The organism is Streptomyces profundus (genome assembly GCF_020740535.1).
GTDB classification, from domain to species: domain Bacteria; phylum Actinomycetota; class Actinomycetes; order Streptomycetales; family Streptomycetaceae; genus Streptomyces; species Streptomyces profundus.
In genome coordinates, this window is the sequence record NZ_CP082362.1 from 2,333,306 (window position 1) to 2,355,348 (window position 22,043).

General features: G+C 72.7%; 16 protein-coding genes. 7 read left to right on the plus strand and 9 right to left on the minus strand.

The window, feature by feature from the left end:
• Window positions 1-174 precede the first annotated feature (174 nt).
• A complete protein-coding gene (locus tag K4G22_RS10100) occupies window positions 175-912 on the minus strand; it encodes a SigE family RNA polymerase sigma factor (protein WP_425336642.1) in 738 nt (245 codons plus the stop codon).
• Window positions 913-1,121: 209 nt separating this feature from the next.
• Here K4G22_RS10100 and K4G22_RS10105 point away from each other — a divergent pair, with 209 nt between their 5' ends.
• From K4G22_RS10105 to K4G22_RS31630, 4 genes are all read left to right on the plus strand, one after another.
• Window positions 1,122-1,796, plus strand: coding sequence for a response regulator transcription factor (locus K4G22_RS10105; protein ID WP_228079549.1), 675 nt, complete (start codon window positions 1,122-1,124; stop codon window positions 1,794-1,796).
• 25 nt (window positions 1,797-1,821) lie between these two features.
• Window positions 1,822-3,468, plus strand: a complete 1,647-nt coding sequence (locus K4G22_RS10110; protein WP_228079550.1) for a sensor histidine kinase — start codon at window positions 1,822-1,824, stop codon at window positions 3,466-3,468.
• Window positions 3,465-4,037, plus strand: a complete 573-nt coding sequence (locus K4G22_RS10115; protein WP_228079551.1) for a hypothetical protein — start codon at window positions 3,465-3,467, stop codon at window positions 4,035-4,037. The genes K4G22_RS10110 and K4G22_RS10115 overlap by 4 nt, the downstream gene beginning before the upstream one ends.
• Window positions 4,038-4,126: 89 nt before the next feature.
• Window positions 4,127-4,867, plus strand: a complete 741-nt coding sequence (locus tag K4G22_RS31630) for a VanZ family protein (protein WP_265590222.1) — start codon at window positions 4,127-4,129, stop codon at window positions 4,865-4,867.
• 92 nt (window positions 4,868-4,959) lie between these two features.
• Here the strand turns inward: K4G22_RS31630 and K4G22_RS10125 are convergent, their stop codons facing one another.
• The 7 genes from K4G22_RS10125 to K4G22_RS10155 form a co-directional block, all read right to left on the minus strand.
• On the minus strand, window positions 4,960-5,355 hold the full coding sequence (locus K4G22_RS10125; RefSeq protein WP_228079552.1) for an ATP-binding protein: 396 nt from the start codon (window positions 5,353-5,355) through the stop codon (window positions 4,960-4,962).
• 164 nt (window positions 5,356-5,519) lie between these two features.
• Complete coding sequence (locus K4G22_RS10130; protein WP_228079553.1) at window positions 5,520-6,659, minus strand: adenosine deaminase; 1,140 nt, start codon at window positions 6,657-6,659, stop codon at window positions 5,520-5,522.
• 884 nt (window positions 6,660-7,543) lie between these two features.
• The gene (locus tag K4G22_RS10135; protein ID WP_228079554.1) at window positions 7,544-8,458 is read right to left on the minus strand and encodes a carbon-nitrogen hydrolase family protein; all 915 of its coding nucleotides are present in this window, start codon (window positions 8,456-8,458) and stop codon (window positions 7,544-7,546) included.
• A 32-nt stretch (window positions 8,459-8,490) separates the two neighbouring features.
• The gene (locus K4G22_RS10140; protein WP_228079555.1) at window positions 8,491-9,456 is read right to left on the minus strand and encodes a LysR family transcriptional regulator; all 966 of its coding nucleotides are present in this window, start codon (window positions 9,454-9,456) and stop codon (window positions 8,491-8,493) included.
• 88 nt (window positions 9,457-9,544) lie between these two features.
• Entirely contained in the window at window positions 9,545-10,615 is a 1,071-nt protein-coding gene (locus K4G22_RS10145) for a phenylacetaldoxime dehydratase family protein (RefSeq protein WP_228079556.1), read from the minus strand.
• Window positions 10,612-12,060: an MFS transporter gene (locus K4G22_RS10150; protein ID WP_228079557.1), complete on the minus strand. Its 1,449-nt coding sequence runs from the start codon at window positions 12,058-12,060 to the stop codon at window positions 10,612-10,614. The genes K4G22_RS10145 and K4G22_RS10150 overlap by 4 nt, the downstream gene beginning before the upstream one ends.
• Before the next feature lie 241 nt (window positions 12,061-12,301).
• The gene (locus K4G22_RS10155) at window positions 12,302-13,330 is read right to left on the minus strand and encodes a LysR family transcriptional regulator (RefSeq protein WP_425336643.1); all 1,029 of its coding nucleotides are present in this window, start codon (window positions 13,328-13,330) and stop codon (window positions 12,302-12,304) included.
• A 35-nt stretch (window positions 13,331-13,365) separates the two neighbouring features.
• Between K4G22_RS10155 and K4G22_RS10160 the strand changes: the two genes are divergently transcribed.
• The 3 genes from K4G22_RS10160 (at window position 13,366) to K4G22_RS10170 (ending at window position 16,841) form a co-directional block, all read left to right on the plus strand.
• Window positions 13,366-14,613: an MFS transporter gene (locus K4G22_RS10160; RefSeq protein ID WP_228079559.1), complete on the plus strand. Its 1,248-nt coding sequence runs from the start codon at window positions 13,366-13,368 to the stop codon at window positions 14,611-14,613.
• A gap of 172 nt (window positions 14,614-14,785) precedes the next feature.
• Complete coding sequence (locus tag K4G22_RS10165) at window positions 14,786-15,706, plus strand: NAD-dependent epimerase/dehydratase family protein (protein WP_228079560.1); 921 nt, start codon at window positions 14,786-14,788, stop codon at window positions 15,704-15,706.
• Between the two features lie 85 nt (window positions 15,707-15,791).
• Entirely contained in the window at window positions 15,792-16,841 is a 1,050-nt protein-coding gene (locus K4G22_RS10170) for a zinc-binding dehydrogenase (RefSeq protein ID WP_228079561.1), read from the plus strand.
• A gap of 289 nt (window positions 16,842-17,130) precedes the next feature.
• Here the strand turns inward: K4G22_RS10170 and K4G22_RS10175 are convergent, their stop codons facing one another.
• A complete protein-coding gene (locus K4G22_RS10175) occupies window positions 17,131-21,810 on the minus strand; it encodes a DUF6531 domain-containing protein (RefSeq protein ID WP_228079562.1) in 4,680 nt (1,559 codons plus the stop codon).
• Window positions 21,811-22,043: the final 233 nt, after the last annotated feature.

A 22,043-nucleotide genomic window follows, 5' to 3' on the forward strand; every position in this document is an offset into this window, starting at 1 on the left:
CCCCCCGGCCGACCGAACCCCGCGCCCCCGCCTCCCCCGTGCTCCCCCCGGTTCCCCCCGAGGGATCCCCCCGTGGACCCCTCCAGGGGCGCCCCCGCACCCCCCTATCCCCGTTCCCCCCGTTTTCCCCCGGTCACCCCCCGTTCCCCCGTTTCCCCCGTTCCCCCCCAGCCTTCAGGCGACCAACTCGCCGAAGGACTCCTCCTGGTCCTGGCCGAGGCTGAGCGCCCGGTCCTCGCGCAGCCGACGCAGGGTGCGCCAGATGCTGCTCTTGACGGTGCCGACGCTGATGTTCAACGTGTCGGCGATCTCCGGGTCGGTCTGCCCCTCGTAGTACCGCAGCACCAGCATGGTGCGCTGCTGCTCCGGGAGCCGGGCCAGCGCCTGCCAGAGGACCGTGCGCAGCTCGGTGCCGCGCATGGTGTCCTGCTCGCCGGGCGACTCGGGCAGTTCCTCGGTCGGGTACTCGTTGAGCTTCCGGCGCCGCCAGGCGCTGATGTGCAGGTTTGTCATGGTCCGTCGCAGATATCCCCCGACGGCCGCCTTGTCGCTGATCCGGTCCCAGGCACGGTAAGTGGACAGCAGCGCACTCTGAAGCAGGTCCTCTGCCTCGTGCCGGTCGCCCGTCAGGTGGTAGGCGGTGGCGTACAGGGAGGCCCGGCGCTCTCGCACATAGGCGGTGAACTCCGCCTCCGTGCCCCCTTCGCGCCGCGCCTTCCCCGCACATCCCCCCGTAGCGCCCACCGCGGTGAGGTGCGAAGGACGCTGGTGCCCGATGCCGCGGCGACCCCCAAGCCGATACGCGGCACCGGACTTCTCCCCGTGCCGGACGGGAACCAACGAGGCGGTCGCGTGCGTGTCATTCACCATCGTGTCGATGGTGTCCTGCTTGACGCTCATCAGCTCCCCCATCGTGAAGGTCGTCCCTGTCCGTTGCGAAATACCTTGCCGGGCCAGTTTCATGACGGGGTCCCCCAACTGTCACAGCGGTGTCACAGGGGTAGCGGTGGTTCCCTTGTGTTATCGGGGAGTTCGGCGGAACCCGCCGTCCCCGGGCTGTGGGGGAAGCCTCAGCGCCGGACGGTCGAACTCCGCCCACTCCATGGGCCACAATGAGCCACGTGGCTTTCCTGTTGCTGATCGAGGACGACGAGGCGGTACGCACGGCCCTGGAAATGAGCCTGACCCGCCAGGGGCATCGTGTGGTGACCGCGCCGACGGGTGAGGACGGTCTGCGTTCCCTGCGGGAACAGCGTCCCGACCTGATCGTTTTGGACGTCATGCTGCCCGGAATCGACGGTTTCGAGGTGTGCCGACGCATCCGGCGCACCGATCAGCTGCCGATCATCCTGCTCACCGCGCGCAGTGACGACATCGACGTGGTGGTCGGCCTGGAGTCCGGCGCCGACGACTACGTGGTGAAGCCGGTGCAGGGCCGGGTGCTCGACGCGCGCATCCGTGCCGTGATGCGCCGGGGCGAGCGCGAGTCCAACGACTCGGTGTCCTTCGGCTCGTTGGTGATCGACCGCTCGGCGATGACCGTCACCAGGGACGGCGTCGATCTGCAACTCACGCCGACCGAGCTGCGGTTGCTGCTGGAGCTGAGCCGCCGCCCCGGGCAGGCGCTCTCCCGGCAGCAACTGCTGCGGCTGGTCTGGGAGCACGACTACCTGGGCGACTCCCGGCTGGTCGACGCCTGCGTCCAGCGGCTCCGCGCCAAGGTCGAGGACGTGCCGTCCTCCCCCAAGCTGATCCGCACCGTGCGGGGCGTGGGCTACCGACTGGACGCGCCCTGATGACGGGGACGGCGGAGATCTGCTGATGCGCGAGGCGGCTCCCCCACAGCCCGAGGAACGCGCCGACGAACGCCCCCCGGGGCGCGCCGAGGGGCGCGTGCGCGGCTGGCTGCGCACCCTGTTGCGCCTCACCAGCCTGCGGCTGCGGCTGGTCACGGTCTTCGCGCTGGTGGCGCTCGTCGCGGCCGTCTCCGTCTCCGGGATCGCCTACTGGCTCAACCGGGACGCCGTGCTCACCCGCGCCCAGGACTCGGCGCTCGGGGACTTCAGCCAGTCCCTCGGCGACCGCGCCGGCGCGCTCTCCGACGATCCCAGCTGCGACGAGCTGCGGAACATGGCGGCCGAGGTGGCCAACCACACCTTCAACTACCAGGTGGTGCTGGAGGACGACAGGGCGACGGACGACCGGGGCGGCGACGACAGCACGGAGTGCCTCGCCGAGTCCGACCCCACGGTGTTCCGGCTCGCCATGGTGCCGACATCGCTGCGGGAGGCCGTCCGCGAGCGCAGGGACGGCGCGTCGGACGAGGACGCCTACCACCTGTACTGGCAGCGGATCAACATCGACGGCGACCCCTACCTCGTCGGCGGCGCCCAGGTGATCGGCGGCGGCCCGATCGGCTATGTGCTGGCGTCGCTGGCCGCCGAGCGCGACGACCTCAAGTCGCTGGCGATGTCCCTCGGCGTGGCCACGGGACTCGCGGTGGTCGGCTCCGTGCTGCTCGCCCAGGGCGCCGCGACCATGGTGCTCCGCCCCGTGCAGCGGTTGAGCAACGCGGCCCGCCGGCTGGGCGAGGGCAAGCTGGACACCCGCCTCGAAGTGCGCGGAACGGACGAGCTCGCCGAGCTGAGCCGCACGTTCAACGGCGCCGCCGCCTCGCTTGAGGCCCAGGTCGACGATCTGAGCGAACGGGAGAACGCCAGCCGCAGGTTCGTCGCCGACATGTCGCACGAGCTGCGCACGCCGATGACCGCGATCACCGCGATGACGGAGCTGCTGGAGGACGAGGTCGAGACGCTCGACCCACGGATCGCGCCCGCGGTGCAGCTGGTGGTCAGCGAGACCAGGCGCCTCAACGACCTGGTGGAGAACCTGATGGAGGTGACCCGCTTCGACGCCGGCACCGCCAAGATGGTGCTCGACGACGTCAACATAGCGGACCAGGTCACCTCCTGTATCGACGCCCGCGCCTGGCTGGACGCGGTGCATCTGGACGCGGACCGGGGCATCGTCGCCCGGCTCGACCCCCGCCGCCTGGACGTCATCCTGGCGAACCTGATCGGCAACGCCCTCAAGCACGGCGGCTCCCCGGTGCGGGTCACGGTGCGCGAGGGGATGACGGAGCGCGGCCGGCAGGTCACGGTCGAGGTGGCCGACGAGGGGCCCGGCATCCCCGAGGAGGTGCTGCCGCACGTCTTCGACCGCTTCTACAAGGCCAGCGCGTCCCGCCCCCGATCGGACGGCAGCGGTCTCGGCCTCTCCATCGCGCTGGAGAACGCACATCTGCACGGCGGGGACATCACCGTCCACAACGACCCGGCCGGCGGCGCCGTGTTCACCCTGCTGCTGCCCCGCGACTCGGGCCCGCCCCAGGACGGCGAGGACGACTTCGCCGACGGCGTCGGCAACACCCCTGCGACGCCGGGCACTTCGGAGGAGGGCAGGGAGTGACACGGATACGAGCCACGCGGCTGGCGCTGGCCGGTCTGCTGGCCGCGACGACCGCCGTCGGCTGCGGCATCAGGCCCACGGACGTGCCGGTCGACGCCGGCCCCGCGCCCACCCGCGCCTCCTGCGACGCGCCGGCGGGCGAGGCGGACCACGCCGAGATCTACCTGGTCTGCGCCCAGCGGCTGACGTCCGTCACCCGCTATCTGCCCAGCACGATGACCGGCGGCCTCAACCGGACGGAGGTGGCCGGCGCGCTGCTCCGCGAGATGCAGAACGAGCCGGCGCGCGCGGAGCGGACGGCCGGGTTCAGCAGCGCCGTCCCCGACGATCTTGAGATAGCCAGCCCCGCCGCCGAGGACCCCGAGGGCGTGGTCCGCCTCAGCGAACGCCCCAAGGAGCTGCCCGCGCTGGCGCTCGACCAGATCATCTGCACCTTCGCGAAGAGCGAGCTGGGCAACGGCCAGACGGTGACCCTCGGCGGCCCGCCGGGACCGCACTCCGAGAAGCCGCAGACATACTCCTGCGCCGCCGCCAAGCGGAGCCAGGAGTCGGCCCACGAGATCGGCTGACGCGGCGGACCGGCCCGGAGTCCCGGGTGGGGCCCAGCTCACAGTGCGGCGGGGGAACCGCCCCTGACGTGCTGGGCGTCCTGTTCTGCGTGCGGCAACATCCTGCGGGCTCAGCCGAGCCGACGCCACCCGCCGAGAGGGGCCCCACCGAGCCCCCCAGTTCGGCGCGGGACCGACGCGGAAGCGTTCCCCACGTCTCCCCCGCCGTGCGGGTGGCGGCGTCGCTGTCGCTGCTGGCCTATCTGGCGCTGGCCACCTGGCTGGCGCTGCGCCCGCTGACCATGATGTGGGTCTCCCCGGCCAACCTGGAGCCGCTCGCGACCATCAGGGTCGACGTGGAACGTGGCCCCGTCGAGGCGGCCAGGACGCTCGGCGCCGGGCTGGTCCGGCTGGCGCCGCTCGGCGCGCTGCTGCCGCTGCTCGGTGCCCACCTGGGCGGCGGGCGGCTGGGTTCGCTCTCCCGCACGGCCTTTGTGGGCGCGATGGTCTCGCTGGGGCTCGAATGCGGTCAGACGGTGGCGCCCAGCCGGGTGTTCGACATCGACACGGTGCTGCTGAACACCCTGGGCATCGCCCTGGTCCACCAGCTCTGCTACGGCCCGTTGCGGCGCTTCGCCACCACGAAGCCGCCGCAGGACCCGCCGCCCGCCTCCCCGCCGGAGCCGCCGGCGCGCCCGCCGGCGCACGCCTCCACGCCCGAGCCCCGGAGCGCGCCACGCTGCCCGCGTGTCCCGCCAACGCCCCAGGCGCCGCCGACGCCCCAGGCTCCGCCGACGCCGCCCGCACCGCCGGCGCCGCCGGTCCAGGCGCGGATGGCCAGCTGGTACTGACCGCCGGCCGCTCGTCGACCCGGGCAGCGCGAAGGGCCGTACTCCACGGGGGGCTTGGGAGTACGGCCCTGGTGCGGCGGCGGTGCGGTGGGTCAGCCCAGGGCGCCCAGCGCACCGGTCACGGCGCCGGCGGCGCCGTTGACGCCGGAGAGCCCGGCGGCGCCGGTCACCGCGCTCAGCGCTCCGGGGGCCAGCCCGCCCAGCAGCTCGCCGGGGGCCGGGTTGCTGGTGGTGTGGCTGAGGGTCTCGGTGGCGCTGCCCAGGGTGCCGGTCACGGCGTCGCTGGTGAGCAGTTCGGTGCCGCCCTTGACGACATCGCCCTCCACCTGGCTGACGGCGTCCTCGACGGGAACGGCGCTGGCGACCTGGCCGGTGGCGTGCGCCAGGCCCTCGTTGACGCTCATGGCGGAGGCGGAACCGGCGGCGGTGGCGGCGAAGGCGGCACCGAGCGCGGCCACACCGAGGGTCTTGGCAGTTGCGTGCTTCATCAGTAGGACTTCCTTGGGTGTGTGGTGAGCGGCGAGCCCGAAGGTAGTCAGGTGAAACCCACTGTCGCAATGAATCGAAAAGCGCGCCCCCGCTCGAAACTCACCCACCCGGGCGAGCGCGCGATCCCTCGCCGCCCGCCCCTCCCCTCATGCAACACCCCAGCTCAGAGGGGTGATTCGGGCTTCCCATGGAACAACCATGCGGAGCGCAGTGCCGCATATCCGGGCTTGATGACGTCATTGATCATGGCCAGACGTTCATCGAAAGGAATGAACGCGGATTTCATCGCATTGACCGTGAACCACTGGAGGTCGTCCAGCGTATAGCCGAACGCCTCTACCAGATGGGTGAATTCACGGCTCAGGCTGGTACCACTCATCAGCCGGTTGTCGGTGTTGACGGTGGCCCGGAAACTGAGCCTGCGGAGCAGACCGATGGGATGCTCGGCATACGAACTGGCCGCGCCCGTCTGGAGGTTGGAGGTCGGGCACAGCTCCAGCGGAACGCGCTTGTCCCGGACATACGCCGCCAGCCGTCCCAGCGAGACCCGGCCGTCCTCCGCCACCTCGATATCGTCGATGATCCGCACCCCGTGCCCGAGGCGGTCCGCGCCACACCACTGGAGCGCCTGCCAGATCGACGGCAGCCCGAACGCCTCGCCGGCGTGGATGGTGAAGTGGTTGTTCTCCCGCTTCAGGAACTCGAAGGCGTCCAGATGCCGGGTGGGCGGGAACCCGGCCTCGGCTCCCGCGATATCGAAGCCCACCACGCCCGACTCCCGGTAGGCGTTGGCGAGTTCGGCGATCTCCAACGAGCGGGCGGCGTGCCGCATGGCGGTCAACAGCGCGCCGACCCGGATCCGCGCACCGGTGGCGGCGGCGCGGCGCTCGCCCGCTCGGAACCCCTCGTTGACCGCCTCCACCACCTCGGTCAGGGAGAGTCCGGCCGTCAGATGCTGCTCGGGGGCGTAACGGATCTCGGCGTAGACCACCCCGTCGGCGGCGAGGTCCTCGACACATTCGGCGGCCACCCGGCGCAGCGCGGCGGCGTCCTGCATCACGGCGGTGGTGTGCGCGAACGTCTCCAGATACCGCTCCAGCGAACCGGAGTTCGCGGCCTCAAGGAACCACTCCCCCAGCGCCTCCGGGTCCTCCGTCGGCAGCCCGGAGTACCCCTGCGCATGGGCGAGTTCGACGACGGTGGCCGGCCGCAGCCCACCGTCGAGATGGTCGTGGAGCAGCGCCTTGGGCGCACGCAGGATCTGCTCTTCGGTCGGCGTCGGCGTCGTCTCATGCGATGTCACGCCTGCACTGTACTTCCTACGCGCGTAGACGGCCCTGCCGCAGAGTCACGCGGCGCCGCACCCCCTCTTACCACCGGGGGCTCCGCCCCCGGGCCCGTGGTCGGTGCGGGTGGGCTGCGAACCCCGCCCCCGGGGGGTTTCGGGGCTCCGCCCCGCACCCCGGGCGGGCCGGCCGGGACCCGGCCGGAGGCCCAGGGCCCGTGCCAGCACCGCCACACACACGCACGGCGAACGCGGGCTCCACCCCGAACCCCAGCCGGGGCCTGCGGAACACCCGGGCCCCGGGCCACCGGCCCGGGCGCCGATACCGACCTCCGCCGCGCACGCGGCAAGCCCCATCCCCGGGGCGCCGGCCCAGGAAACGAATCCGGGGCTCCGCCCCGCACCCCCGGGCGGGCCGGCCGGGACCGGGCCGGAGGCCCAGGGCCCGTGCCGGGCGCCGCCGCACACACGCACGGCGAACGCGGGCTCCACCCCGGACCCCAGCCGGGGCCTGCGGAGCACCCGAGCCCCGGGCCACCGGCCCGGGCTCCCATAACCGAAGCACCGCCCCAGGCCCCCGGCCCACGCGGCACGATCCGAAGCACCACTCCACCTGCCACCCCCGCCGCAGCCGCCACAACACCCCGCCCCCACTGACAGCCGATACCCACCCCGACCCAGGAAACGAATCCAGGGCTCCACCCCGAACCCCAGCCGGGACCTGCGGAGCAGCCGGGCCCCGGGCCACCGGCCCGGGCGCCGATACCTGCCTCCGCCGCGCACGCGGCAAGCCCCACCCCCGGGGCGCCCGCCCGCCGGACGGCGGCTGGCGGCTCGCGGCCCCCGCCGGGAAGGCCCCCGCCGGGAAGGCCCCCGCCGGGGAGGCCCCCGCCGGGGAGGCGCTAGGTGACCGGGCGTTTGGGGGTGGTGTCGGTGGTGAGGGTGAAGATGTCGGGGCGGGAGTAGTGGCCGACGGCGTCGAAGTCGAGGCTCTGGCGGATGATCTCCTCGCGGTCGACCTCGGCGTAGAGCAGGCCCTCCGCGTCGTAGAGCGGGCCGGCGACGAGTTCGCCGGTGGGCGAGATCACGGCCGAGCCGCCGCGCATCAGTATGTCGTCGGGATCGGTGCCGAACAGCGCCGCATAGTCGTCCGGATAGTCGGATCGACGCATCACCTGGCAGGTGGTCAGCACCCAGCAGCGTCCCTCCAGGGCGACATGGTGCATGGTGTGCAGCCAGCTCTCGCGGTCGTCGGCCGTCGGGGCGCAGTAGATCTCCACGCCCTGCCCGTACATCGCGGTGCGCAGCAGCGGCATGTAGTTCTCCCAGCAGATGACGCTGCCCAGCCTGCCGGCCGGGGAGTCGACGACGGGGAGGGTGGACCCGTCGCCGAGGCCCCAGATCAGCCGTTCGGAGCCGGTGGGCATCACCTTGCGGTGGTGGCCGGCGGGTGCGCCGTGCTGGTCGATCATGGCGACGGTGCAGTAGAGGGTGCGTCCGGCGCGTTCGACGATGCCCATGACGACGAATATCCCGTGTTCCCTGGCGGCGTCGGCGACGAGGGCCAGTTCGGGGCCTTCGAGTTCGACGGCGGCGTTCCAGGAGCGGAGGAAGTCGTCGCGACCTTCCTCGGTGCGGCGGCCCACCGGGCTGCCGAAGGAGAGGGCCTTCGGGTAGGTGCCGAGGAACGCCTCGGGGAAGACGATCAGCTCGGCCCCCTCGGCGGCTGCCTCGGCGATCACGGCGACCGCCTTCTCGACGGTGGCCGCGGTGTCGAAGGCGACGGCTCCGTACTGGGCGAGGGCGATCCTGGTCATGGTTGCGGCTCCAGTCGTTCAAAAAAGGGGGGTCAGGGGGCGGGTGGTGCGAGTCGGGTGGCCAGTGCGGTGAGCTGGCCCAGCAGCCACCGCACGCGGGGGTCCTCGGCGCTGCTGCGGTGCCAGAGCGCGGACACGGTGAACTGCGGCAGGTCGATCGGGGGTTCGCAGACCTCAAGGCCGAGTTGGGTGGCGAAGACCTCGGCGGCGTGGCGCGGCATGGTGGCGACGGCCGGGGTGCTGGCGAGGAGCAGCGGCACCATCGCGAAGTGGGCGGTGGAGGCGATGCGGTGGCGGGTCTGGTCGTCGGAGTCGAGGACGTCGTCGACGATGCCGCGGGTGCCGTCCGCGCTGATCATGACGTGCGGCAGGGAGACGTATTCGGCCCTGGTCAGCGGGCCCGTCCGGTCGAGGGCGCGCGGATCGTAGAGGACGGCGTAGCGGGAGGTGAGGAGGGTGCGGCTGTGGATCTCGGGGCCCCACGCGGCGGCGGCCGACACCCCGACCTCGACCTGGCCCGACTCCAGGAGTCCGCCGACGGTCATCCGGTTGGCCTGGAGGCAGAAGACCGAGGAGTCGGGCGAGGCGGCGGTGACCTGGCCGATGAGGCCGGGGAGGAGCAGCGCCTCCAGGTCGTCGGACATGCCGAGGCGGAAGACGGCGCCGCCCTGGGCCGGGTCGAAGCCGGGTTCGCCGGCGATGGCGATCTTGAGGCTGTCCAACCCTCGCCGGACGGGCACCTGGAGGCGCCGCGCCCTGGCGGTGGGCGTCATGCCGCCTGGCGCGCGGACGAACAGCGGGTCGGCGAAGAGCTTCCGCAGCCGGCCGAGGGCGGCCGAGACGGCGGCCTGGCTCATGTGCAGTTGCTCGGCGGTGCGGGTCACGTTGCGCTCGCGCATCAGCACGGCGAAGACGACCAGCAGGTTGAGGTCGTGTCCGCGCAGATCGACGACCGGATCGTCGGACGGTGCGCCGGGGCGGCCGGATGGTGTGGTCATCGGGTTGCCTCCGTTGGGACGCTGGTCGGGCTGGTCGGGCACGGCACGGAGACCCCCACGGCGCGGGCCGTGGGGGTCTCCCCTGGAGCTAGGTCACGGCCAGCAGGGTCGGGGCGTGGGACAGGATGCCCGTCGCCGGATGGCAGTTGACGTACTCGAAGGCGGCGGTGCGGGGCAGCACGAACACCTCGTGCCAGGTGACGACGGTGCGGGCCTCGCCGTACTGCCGGTTCCTGGCGATGGCGTGCTCGTAGATCGCGGCGTGGGTGGCGTGTTCCGCGGCCCAGCCCTCCAGGGCGGCGAGGCTGTGGAAGTGGCCGAGCACGGAGGTCTCGCGCAGCGGTTCCAGGGTGGTGCGGTCCAGGCTGGTCATGACGCGCAGCGCCAGGGTGCCCTCGGTGTCGGCGGCCTGGCGCAGGTGGTCCATGCCGGCCATCAGCTTGGGTCGGAGTTCCTGTTCGTAGTCGGCGAGTTGCTCGCCCTCGGCGCGCTGCCAGTACTGGCCGGAGCGGATGACGGCGGTGTTGTGGCCGCATTCGGCGCGCAGTCTGCGTCCCCCGGAGTCGGGGGGCGGGGTGCGGCGGCGGTGCGGCCCGGCCGGTTCCAGGGGGTCGATGGCGGAGACGGGCATCCGGTCGCGGGCGGCGCCGAAGTAGCCGTTGTGGGTCATCGACACCATCCGGGTGCCGGCGCAGGCCGCCATGCCGAAGTCGCGGCGCGGGTCGGAGTAGATGGTCTCGGCGCGGTCCGGGGGCACCTGGACGGTCTCGTGCCAGGCGCCGTGGTCGATCGTCGCCGCTTCGAGCCCGTGGTACCAGCCGGGGAGCGGGGCGGTGGCCAGCCAGCGGGCGTGGGCGGTCGAGTCCTTCCAGTAGGCGAGGTGCACCAGGTTGTGGGCACCGGCCTCGTCGGTGAAGCCGAGCAGCTCCCATGCCTCGGGGGCGTCCGCCGCCCCGCCGCCGCGGTGGGTGGCGCGGACGGCGGCGAGGAACCGTTCGACGGCGGGGTCGTGTTCGTCGTCGGTCTGGATGGCGAGGTAGTCGCTGGTGAGGAGCGAGGTGGGGGCGTCGAAGCCGAGCGTCCAGCGCGGGGCGCGGGGTCGGTGGCCCTCGGGGCGGCGTTCGGGGACGGTCCTGGGGTAGTCGGGGGTCCAGCTCACCTCGTGGTCACCTCCCGGTCGTCGCCGCTCGGGGCGGGGGCCGGCGCGCTGCCCGTGGTGCGCGCGGCGCGCGCCCGGTCGGTCCGGTCGCGGAACGGGGAGGTGACGGCGCCGAGGTCGATGCCCTTGGTCTCGCGGACGATCATGCCGCCGACGATGGCCATCGAGGAGAGCAGTCCGACCCAGATCCAGAACACCCAGGCGACGCCGTTGTCGTCGAACCAGGTCATCAGGTAGGGCGCCGTTCCGCCGAAGAGGGCGACGGAGACGGAGGTGGCGACGGCGACGCCGGCGGCGCGGGTGTGGGTGGGGAACAGCTCGGAGATGAACGCGGGGTACATGGCGGCGCCCATCGCCCACACGGACATGCCCACGGCCTGGGCGACGAAGAGCGTCCAGGGGGCGTCGCTGATCAGCAGGGAGAGCGGGTAGTAGAGGCCGATGGCGGCGATCCCCATCGCGATGATCATCGGCCGGCGTCCGACGCGGTCCGAGAGGTTGCCCCAGAGCACCAGCATGCCCAGGGCGACGGCCTGCGCGAGGAGGCTTGCGGTGAACGCGCTCTGCGGGTCCATGTCGCGCTGGGAGATGGCGAACGAGGAGGCGAAGGTGGCCCAGACGTAGTAGGCGCAGTTGTGGCCGCAGGCCAGCAGGATCACCAGCAGGCCGATCTTGACGGCCTGGCTCTTGGGCAGCCTGGGCTTGGCGGCCGAGGGGACGGCGGCGGCGCTGTCGTTCTCGTTGAAGTGGCTGGTCTCCTCGGCGGTGCGGCGCAGCCAGAGGACCAGCAGGCCGAGCAGGGCGCCGAAGATGAACGCGCCGCGCCAGCCGTACTCCTGGGTGCCGTCGTCGCCGAAGAAGGTGGTACAGAACCAGCCGAGCGCGGTGGCCAGCATCACGCCGAGGGTGACGGCGAAGAACACCGAGCTGGACCAGAGTCCGCGGCGCTTCGGCGGTGCGATCTCCGAGACATAGGTGTAGGAGACGCCGGACTCGCCGCCGTGGGCGAGGCCCTGGGCGAGCCGCGCGAGCAGCAGCACCACGGACGACCAGACGCCTATCTGCTCGTAGCCGGGGACCAGGGCGATGACCAGGCTGGAGACCGACATGATCGTGATGGTCACGACGAGGACGACCTTGCGGCCCCTGCGGTCGGCCAGGCGGCCGAAGACGAGGCCGCCCAGCGGCCGGGCGAGGAACCCGACGGCGAAGACGGCGAGCGTGGAGAGCAGCGCGGACGAGGGGTCGGACTTGTCGAAGAAGTGCGCGGCGATATAGGTGGAGAAGATCGAGTAGAGCGTCCAGTCGAACCACTCAAGGACGTTGCCGGCGACGGCCGCGCGCAGCGAGCGGAGCTGCCCCTGAAGGGCTCTCCCACCGCCGGCGGCGTCGGCTGCGGACGGGGGGTGGGCGACGACCGACGGCGGGGACGGGGATTCGGACACGCTGGCCTCCAGGACCGCCACCACCTGGGCGGTGACGGCACACTCACGGGCGTCACGAGGACACGGGGACACATGGGCCACGGTCGCTTCGGGGGAACGGTGCGACCGGTGAGGAACGAACGTACGTGTGTGTCCGTGTTCAGGAAAACAAATACTGAATATGATGAATATCCATGAAACGAATATCACACCAAAGGGGTGCTATCGGGACGGGTGGCGCGGATGGGCTGTCCCGACGGACTCACCCCGGGGTGAGCTGACCTCGGCGGCCGAGCAGAAACCGGCGGAAAGCGGTGACGGGGGCCGTCTCCGGGCGGCCGGCCATCCAGGCCACGCCGATCTCCCTGATGGCGCGCGGCGCGGTGACGGTCAGGTCGTGGACGCCCGGCCGGGGCAGGGTCGCGGGGGGCAGCAGCGCGACACCGAGCCCGGCGGCGACCAGACCGCGCAGCGTCTCCGGCTCCTCGCCCTCGAAGGCGATGCGCGGCCGGAAGCCGGCCTGTTCGCAGAGCGCGTCGGTGAGTCGACGCAGCCCGTAGCCGGGCTCCAGGGTGACGAAGGACTCCTCGGCCGTCTCGGCCAGCCGCACCCTGCGGCGGCCGGCGAGGCGGTGGTCGGCCGGCACGACGAGATAGAGCCGCTGCTCGTCGAGGCGGCGGGTCACCAGGTCGGGCGCGTCGGGCACGGGCGAGGTGAGGCAGAGGTCGAGCTCGCCGGCCCGCATCCGCTCGATCATGTCCTCGCCATAGCTCTGCACCAGCGCGAACCGCACCCGGGGATGGTCCTGGCGGAAGGCGCGGATCAGCGCGGGCATGGTCTCGGGGCCCATGGTGTGCAGAAAGCCGAAGGCGACCTTGCCGCCGGCCGGGTCGGCGTCGGAGCGGACCTCCTCGGCGGCCCGGCTCACCTCGGCGAGCGCGCGTTCCACGGAACGGGCGAAGGCGCGACCCAGCGGGGTGAGGGAGATGGTGCGGCCGTGACGGGCCAGCAGCTGGACGCCGAGGTCGTCCTCAAGGCGGGCGATCGCCCGGCTCAACGTCGGCTGGGGAATGCCGAGTTCACGGGCCGCCTGGGTGATGTGCTCGTGGCGCGCGACACCGGCGAACTGGGCCAGCCGGGGCGTGAGCAGCGCCGCCCAGGACTCCCGCTCGATGTCGGGCGAGGGCGCGGCGCCTGTTTCTGAGATGTCTTCTCCGTTGCCGAACGATGACAAGGTGCCCCCTGGAGTGGCTTGATGCGTATACGCATCAATACTGGCACCTTGGCGCATTGGACGTAATAAAACGGCCGCCGTACGTTCGTGGCATGCCCTCCGTCGATACCAGGGCTCCCGCCACCGTGGGAGCCCCTGCCCCGCCGTTTCGTCACCCCTTCCGCAAGCGGATCAACCTGGCGCTCTTCGCCATCGGCATGGCGACCTTCGCGATGCTGTTCTCCACCCAGGCGCTGCTTCCCGACATCGCCGCGGACTTCGCCGTCTCGCCCGACCAGGCCAGCTGGACGGTCTCGGCCACCACCATCGGCCTCGCCGTCGCCGTGCTTCCGCTGAGCACGCTTTCCGAACGTTTCGGCCGCACGCGGCTGATGACCGTCTCGGTCGCCACCGCCGTCGGCCTGGCGCTGCTGCTGCCGTTGGCGCCGGACCTGTCCTCGCTGATCGCGCTGCGCGCCCTCCAGGGCGCGGCGCTGGCCGGCATTCCCGCCTCGGCCGTCGCGTATCTCTCCGAGGAGTTGGACGCGCGGGCGACGGTCGGCGCGGTCGGCCTCTTCATCGCGGGGAACAGCGTGGGCGGCATGTCGGGCCGGGTGCTCACCGGCTGGGTGGCCGAGGGCGCCGGCTGGCGGGCCGCGCTGGGCGCGGTGGCGGCGCTGGCGCTGGTCGCCGCGCTGCTGTTCCGGCTGCTGCTGCCCGCGTCGCGGTTCTTCACCCCGGTGTCGCTGCGCCCGCGGCTGGTGCTGCGCACGGTCGGCGACCATCTGGCCAGGCCGCTGCTGCTGCGGCTCTACGCGATCGGCGCGCTGCTGATGGCGGCGTTCAGCGCGGTGTACACGGTGATCGGGTTCCGGCTGGTGGAGGCGCCGTTCAACCTCTCGGCCGGTCTCGCCGGGTCGATCTTCGTGATCTATCTGGTGGGCACGGGTTCCTCGGCGGTCTCCGGGCCGATGCTGGACCGGCTGGGGCGGCGCGGCGCGCTCTACGCGGCGATCGGCACCACCGTGGCCGGGCTGCTGTTGACGCTGACCGCCCAACTGGCCTCCGTGCTACTGGGGTTGGTGCTGATCACCGGCGGCTTCTTCTTCGGCCACGCGATCGCCTCGGGCTCGGTGAGCCGGGTGGCCACCCATGGCAAGGCGCACGCCTCGGCGCTCTACCAGGTGGCCTACTACCTGGGCGCGAGCGTCGGCGGCACGGCGGGCGCGGTGGTCTACCACCGCGCCGCCTGGGCGGGTCTGGTCCTCTTCGCGCTGACGGCGCTGCTGGTCACGGCGGCGATCACGCTCTACGCCACGGCCCGCGCCCGGGTGGCGGTGCGCACCGGCCTGGCGGCCTGACCGCCGCCGCGCGGGGCCCCGGAAGGCGGCCCCGATCTCCGCGAAACGCGATAAGCGGCGCTTGGCGTTTACAGGCGCATGCAACTACCTTGGGCGGTCTGGTCCTTCGCCGGGTGCCGACGTGCGCCGTTGGCGGCGGGGGACATGCTCCAGACGACAGGGAGGCAGACCCATGCGGGTTCTCGTGACCGGCGCCACCGGGTTCATCGGCGGATCGATCGCCGTCCGACTGCACGACGCGGGACACCGGGTCTCCGGGCTGACCCGCGATCCGGCCAAGGCCGAACGGCTGGCGGCCCTGGGCGTGGAGCCCGTGGTGGGCGGCCTCGACGACGCCGAGGCGCTGACCGGCCTGGCCACGGCGGCGGACGCGGTGGTCAACGCGGCGGACAGCGACCACAGGGGCGCCGTCGAGACGCTGATCGCGGCGCTGGCCGGCACCGACAAACCGCTGCTGCACACCAGCGGCTCCAGCGTGGTGGGCGACGACGTCCGGGGGGAGAGCGCCACCACGGCCGTCCACGGAGAGGACATCGTGGCGCCGGGGTCGTCCTGGCGCCCCGAGCCCGACAAGGCGCCCCGGGTGGCCATCGACCGGCTGGTGCTCGACTCCGCCTCGGCCGGGGTGCGCGGGGTGGTGCTCTGCAACACCCTGATCTACGGCCATGGACTCGGGCTGGCCAGGGACAGCGTGCAGATCCCGGCGCTGGTGCGGCAGGCCGAGAAGAGCGGGGTGGTCCGCCATGTCGGCCGGGGGCGCAACATCTGGTCCAACGTCCATATCGCCGACGTCGCCGACCTCTACCTACTGGCCCTGGAGAGCGCGCCGGCCGGAACGTTCCACTTCGTGGAGTCGGGCGAGGCCGCCTTCCTTGAGGTGACCACCGCGCTCGCCCGGGCGCTCGACCTGGCGGGCCCCGAGGGCTGGCCCATCGAGGCGGCCATCGCCGCCTGGGGCTACGAGCCCGCGGTCTACGCCCTGGGCTCCAACAGCAGGGTGCGCTCCACGGCCGAGCAGGCCCTGGGCTGGACGCCCCGCCACCGCTCGGTCGTGGACTGGATCGACGCGGAGGTGCGGCGCGGCCGGCCCTGAGAACCCCCGCGTACGCGGCCCCGCACCGATCCGCGTAGCGTGGCGGGGGTATACAGATCGGTATAGTTTTGAGGAGGTTCCAGCGATGACTGTGCCCGAGACCATGCGCGCGGTGCGGATCGCCGAGCACGGCGGGCCCGAGGTCCTCGAACTGGCCGAGGTGGCCGTGCCGACCCCGGCGGCGGGCGAGGTGCTGGTCAGGGTCCACGCGGTGGCGCTGAACAACACCGACCTGTGGACCAGGGAGGGCGCCTACGGCCGCCCGGGAGACCCAGGGGCACTGTCCGGCTGGCGAGGCCCGATCGACTTCCCGCGCGTCCAGGGCGCCGATGTGGCCGGCCGGATCGTGGCCGTGGGCACCGGCGTGGACGAGGGCCTCGTCGACCGGCGGGTGGTCGTCGACCCGGCGATCTACGACGGCGAGGGCCCCGACGCGAACCCGGTGGGCCTGATGGGCAGCGAACGCGACGGCGGCTACGCCGAGTTCGTGACCGCACCGGCGGAGCGGGTTCACGATATGACGGATTCCCCGCTCACGGACGATCAGCTCGCGACACTTCCAGTCGCCTATGGCACGGCCCTTGGCATGATCGAGCGGGGACAGCTGCGGCGGGGCGAGACCGCCCTGGTCTCGGGAGCATCGGGCGGGGTCGGCGTCGCGCTGGTGCAGATCGCCAGGGCACGCGGTGCGCGGGTGATCGCCATCAGCAGCGGATCCAAGATCGACGCGGTGCGCGAGGCCGGCGCGCACGAGGTCGTCGACCGCGCACGGGACATCGTCGAACAGGTCGGCGCCGCCGCCCCCGAAGGCATCGATGTCGCCCTCGACGTCGTCGCGGGCGATCTGGTGGGCGAGGGGCTGCCGCTGCTGCGCGAGGGCGGCCGATGGGTGGTCGCCGGCGCGCTCGGCGGCTATGACGTGGCCTTCGACGTGCGCCGCCTGTATCTGCACAACGCGCGGGTGATCGGCTCGGCGATGCACACGCCCACGCACTTCGGACTGCTGATGGAGCTGGCGCGCCGGGCCGATATCCAGCCCCTGGTCGCCGCGACGTTCCCCCTGCGCGAGGCCGCGGCGGCGCAGCGGGAACTCGCCCGCAGGGGCCATGTGGGGAAGATCGTCCTGCACCCCTGAGCCGGCCGCCCTGTCGACTCCGCTGGGCGGGGGCGGTCGAGCGCGTCGCCGTCCGTTCGACGGCGGTGCCCCGAGGCTCCCTCGCCGGCTCCGCCCGCGGCTCCGCGCCGAAGCGCCGTGGAAGCGCGACCGCTTCGGCCGGCGCGGCACCGCCCGTCGGCACCGGTCGGCCGAGCCCGTCGAGGAGCTCACCGAGCGTGGGCCGTTCCCCGAGCTCCTCGCCGAGCCGCTCGACACGAGCGACGGGCCGGCCGGCCGCCGTGTCGACTCCGCTGGGCGGGGGGGGCGCTCAGGTCGACGATCCCTGGGTGCTCTGGGCCTGCGCCTGGGTCTGGCTCCGGGTCTGCGGCCGGCTCGGGCCCTGTTGTTGCGGTTGCTGCGGCGGCTGCGGCGGCGGGACCGGCTGTTGACCCGGTTGCGGCTGGCCGGCGCCCTGGTTCCGCTGTTGCAGATGCTGCTGGTAGGCGTCGTACTCGGGGCGCTTGTCCGCGGCCAGCGGCCACTGCCGGTTGCCACGTTGGCTGGCGCCCATGGACCCGATATAGGTGCCGTAGGTGACGGCGTACTCCTGTTCCAGCAGCCGGGCCTCGCCATAGGTACGGCTGCCCGGCAGAAGCTCCATCCGGTCGCCGTTGGCCGGGATGAACCGGTCGTAGTTCAACCCGTGTCGCACCTGCGTCGACGCCGCGGTCGAGGTGCCGCCGAACATGCCCGAGTAGTAGACGTTGTTGTTCTGGTCCCGCAGCAGATAGTTGTAGTGGCCGGGCGTGCTCAGCTCGCCCAGCCGGTCCGTGGTGAAGGTGTAGGGGGCGAGGCCCAGCGGGTCGGTCCAGGTGTGCGGGTTGTGCGGATAGCTGTACGGGTTGGGCGCCGGGGCCAGGCCGAGGGGGTCCTGGGTGGCGTAGCGGGCGGTCGCCGGGTCGTAGTGCCGGAAGTGGTTGTAGTGCCAGCCGGACTCCTCGTCCGCGTACTGCCCGGGGAAGCGCAGCGGCGTGCTGGTGACGCTCTCCGGCGTGGCGGTCGTCGCGCCCCAGAGGGCGGCCCTGCCCTCCCAGGCGATATCGCCCGTGTCGCTGACGAGATGCGTCGGGGTGCCGACGAGGTCGGTGACGATCGCGTAGAACCGCTCGTCCACCTCCGTCCGGTCGAGGTCGGCGCCCGCGCGTTCGGTCTGGGCGACGGGGTGCGGGCCCCGGTAGTCCCAGGTGAGCGTCTCGGGGGGCGGCGCGTCTTCGGCCGTGGCCCGGGTGGACTGTTCCACCAGGGAGAGCAGGCACCAGGTGAAGTCGGTCCGTTCGGCCACCGTGACGCCGTCGGCGGCCAGCCGTTCCTTGGCCACCCGCCGGCCGAACGGGTCGTAGCGGTAGCGCCACACCGTGCCGTCCGCCGAGGTGACGGACGTCAGCCGGTCCTCGGCGTCCCAGGTGTAGTGCCAGGTGTCGGGCCCGCGCGAGGGGTGTTCGCGCTGGCGGAGGACGACGCGCCCCGCGGCGTCGTGCTCGTAGCGGAACGCGCCGGCGCGGGTGAGGCGGGTGCCGGTGTAGGCCCGTTCGCCGGCGGCGTCCGACGGCGGGCCCGGGATGTCCCAGTGCGCGGCGGTCTGGTTGCCGGTGGCGTCATAGGCGTAGCTCTCCGCCCAGCCGGGGGCCTGGACGGCGGTGACCCGGCCGAGGGGGTCGAGGGTGAGGCGGGTGGTGCCCGTCGGGTCGGTGCGGGAGGTGAGATGGCCGTCGGGGCGATAGCCGTAGCTCCGCCGGTGCGGCGTCCTCCGGGCGTGCTCGGGACCGCAGGTGACGGTCTGACCGATGAGCCGGTCGCTCGCGTCCCAGCTGTACGAGAGGCGCAACGAGCCGTCGATCCGGCGCCCCGTCTCCCGGCCCAGCGCGTCGTGGGCGAACGCGACGGTGCGCCCGCCGGTGACCAGCCGGCTCGGCTGGCCGAGCGGGTCGTAGGACCAGCTGCTGAGATGCCCGCTGGGAGTGGTGCGGGAGTCGAGGCGCCCCAGCGCGTCATAGCCGAGGGTGAGGGTGCGGCCGTTGACCGTCTCGGTGAGCAGACCGCCCAACGGGTCGAAGGTGCGGGTCAGTTCGACGCCGGGCGAGGTGGCGTGGACGACCCGGCCGAGCGGGTCCAACGTGTAGTCGGTGGTGCGGCCCGCTCCGTCCGTCCAGCCGGTCAGCTCGCCCAGCACGTCGTGCCGGTAGCTGACCGTCTGGCCAGCGGCGTTGACGCGGGTCGCGACGCGGCCCGCCGCGTCATGGGTGTAACGGGTGGTGCGGTCGTCGTAGTCCGTCTCGGAGCACAGCCGGCCCGCCGCGTCATAGGCGTACCGCCAGGAGCGGCCCTCGGGGTCGGTGACCTCGGTGAGGTTCAGCTCGGTGTCACGGGTGAACGTGTAGCGGACGCCATCGGGACCGGTCTGGGAGGTCGGCAGATCGAACGGGCCGTAGGTGTAACAAATGCCTTCGCCCGAGGCGGAGCTGTGGCGGAGCAGGTTCTCCTCGGCGTCCCACTCCCAGGTCTCCCGGTGGCCCAGCGGATCGGTGCGGCTGCTCGGCCGGCCGTCGACGGTCCAGCCGATCCTGGTCTCGCCGCCGAGTGGATCGACGATCCTGACGGGCCGCCCGAACGCGTCGCGGTGGAAGCGGGTGACCTCGCCGAGCGGGCCGACGACGGCGACGGGCAGCCCCGCCAGGTCCGTTTCCACGCGGGTGGTGTGACCCGCCGGATCGGTGACGGAGGCCAGCGCGCCCCGCCGGTCGTAGCCGAACCTGGTGCGGTTGCCGAGCGGATCGAGCAGCGCGGTGCGGTTGCCCGCCGCGTCGTACGCCTGCCGCCACCGGGAGCCGTCGGCCGCCACGATCGTCTCCGGCAGGCCCAGCTCGTTCAGCTCGGCCCGCGGACCCGCCCCGTCGGGCCTGACGGTCCCGATGAGCCGACCGGCCTCGTCATAGCTGTGCCTGGTGGTGTGGCCCAGCGGGTCGGTGACCGTCAGCAGCCGGTCGTAGCGATCCCAGGCACGGGCCGTGACATGGCCCAACGGGTCGGTCTCGGCGACGAGTTGGAGGCAGTCGTTGAACGTGTACACCGTGGCGTGGCCCAGCGAGTCCCTGACCACCGTCGTGCGCGGCGCCTGGGTCTGGTAGGAGTAGCTCCACTCCAGAGCGCGGTCGGTGCCGGTGGCGAAGACGCAGCGACCCTCGGCGTCGTAGTCGTAGCGGTACCAGGTGCCGTTGCGGTCCTCCCAGCGCGCCAGGCGGCCCCGCGCGTCGTAGTCGAAGCGCAGGGGCCGCCCGGCGGAGTCGCGGACCTCCGCCAGATTCCCCGCCAGGTCGTAGCCGAAGGCGCGCAGCACCGGGCGCTCCGGGTCGCTGAGCAGCGTCAGCGCGACGATCCGGCCGTGCGCGGTGGTGATGCCGACGCGATAGCCGCCGGAGTGCACAAGTTCACTGGGCGCGCCCGTCACGTCGTGACGGATGTCGAAGCGGTTGCCGTTCCGATCGGTGACGGCGGCGAGCGGCAGCATGCCGTCCGGCCGTCCGGCGAGCGGGGCGAAGTGCAACGTGCGCCCGCGCTCCGGCTGGCTCAACGTCAACGGGGCGCCGGCCTCGCCGTTCCACGCCAGGCCCCAGCGGGGGCCCTCGACGGGCAGGACCACCGCGTCCGGATCGGCCAGCGGGACGGGGTACTCCAAGGTCATGCCGTCGGCCGAGAAGAAGCGGACGCCATGCTCGTCCAGCGTCAGCCGCTGGTCGAGCGTGGACGCCCAGGACCGCCCGAACCAGCGTCCGGCGCGGTAGCTCGACAGGTGGTAGCGCTCGATCAACAGCGGGAGCACACCGGGGAGTTCGACATCCGTGGCCGGCATCACCACCACGCCGGTGGCCAGGTCGACCGGATCGCTTGAGAGGCTCCGGCTGCCGAACTCCACCCCGCTCTCCCGCACCCGTGGGCCCTGCCCGCGCGCGCCCTGCGCGACGCCCCGCACGCCCGTCCTGGCGGCGCCGGCCCCGGCCGCGCCGCGCGCCCCGGCGGCGAGCGCGCCCACGCTGGTCAGACCCTTGAGCCCGGGGACACAGTCCAACGCGGCGAAGGCGACATCGAGCAGACCCGCCTCGCCTCTGGCGTACTTGATCAGGGTGTCGGCGAGCACGACCACGGCCGCGGCGACCACCACCCAGGCCAGCGGGCCGCCGATGATCATCACGACCACGCCCAGCACGGCGACGATCACCTTGCAGACGCTGACCAGCGTGGACCAGGCGTCGCCGATCCACTCGATCAGCTTCTCCCACCAACTGCGGTTCTGGATGCCGGCGTCGGACGCCTCGTCGATGCCCCTCGCGCAGATCCGGGCGGCCTCCTCGCGCATCTCCCTGGCCTCCTCGGCCAGTTGCCGCGCCGCCGACAGCCGCTCCTGGGCGTCGTGGACCTGCCCCTGGGCGACCCCGGCCGCCGCCTCGGCGGCCTGGTGGTCCCGTGTCGCGGCGCGGACATCGGCCTCGTCCGGCGGCTCGACGCCGTCCCGGCCGCCCTCCCGCTGGAGCCGATCGGCCTCCTCGCCCGCCCGCCCCACCCAGTCCTGCGCGTCCCCCAACGCGGCCTGCGCGCCGGCCAGATCGGCCTGGGCGCCGATCGCCCGGTCCAACGCCCGGTCGGCCACCCCCTGCGCGGTCTGGAGCTGCGGCCAGTAGTCCTGGAGCGCCTGGCTACAGAGCGCGTAGGACTCCGCCAGCTTGCCGAGGTTCCCTGGGACGCTCTCGAACTCGGCGCGGAAGGTGTCGGCGGACAGCCCGGCCCAGTCGAGCACCGCGCGCTCCGAGGCCAGGCCCCGGATCCTGCCCAGCGCCTCGCCGACATCGTCGGCGAACTCCTGGAGCTCGTCGGCCAACTCCCTGACCTCGTCCGGATCTCCGGGCGTGGGGTCGGAGTCCATGTCGACGGGGCTCCAGTCCGAAGGCCGCGCCATCCGTAACCCCCATGCGTGATCAACCGACTACGCGAGATGACGATAGGAGGGCCATGCCCTGGGCTCAACCGCCCCGGAACGGCCCGCGACGCGCGCGGAGTTGGGCCCGGACCACGGGCGGTGACGGAAGGCCAGGTCAACGGGGGGCGCTGGGGGCGCACGCGGGCGTGCGCACCAGAGCCCCACACCCCCACCCACACCCCAAGACGCCCCGCCCCGACCACCAGCGCCCC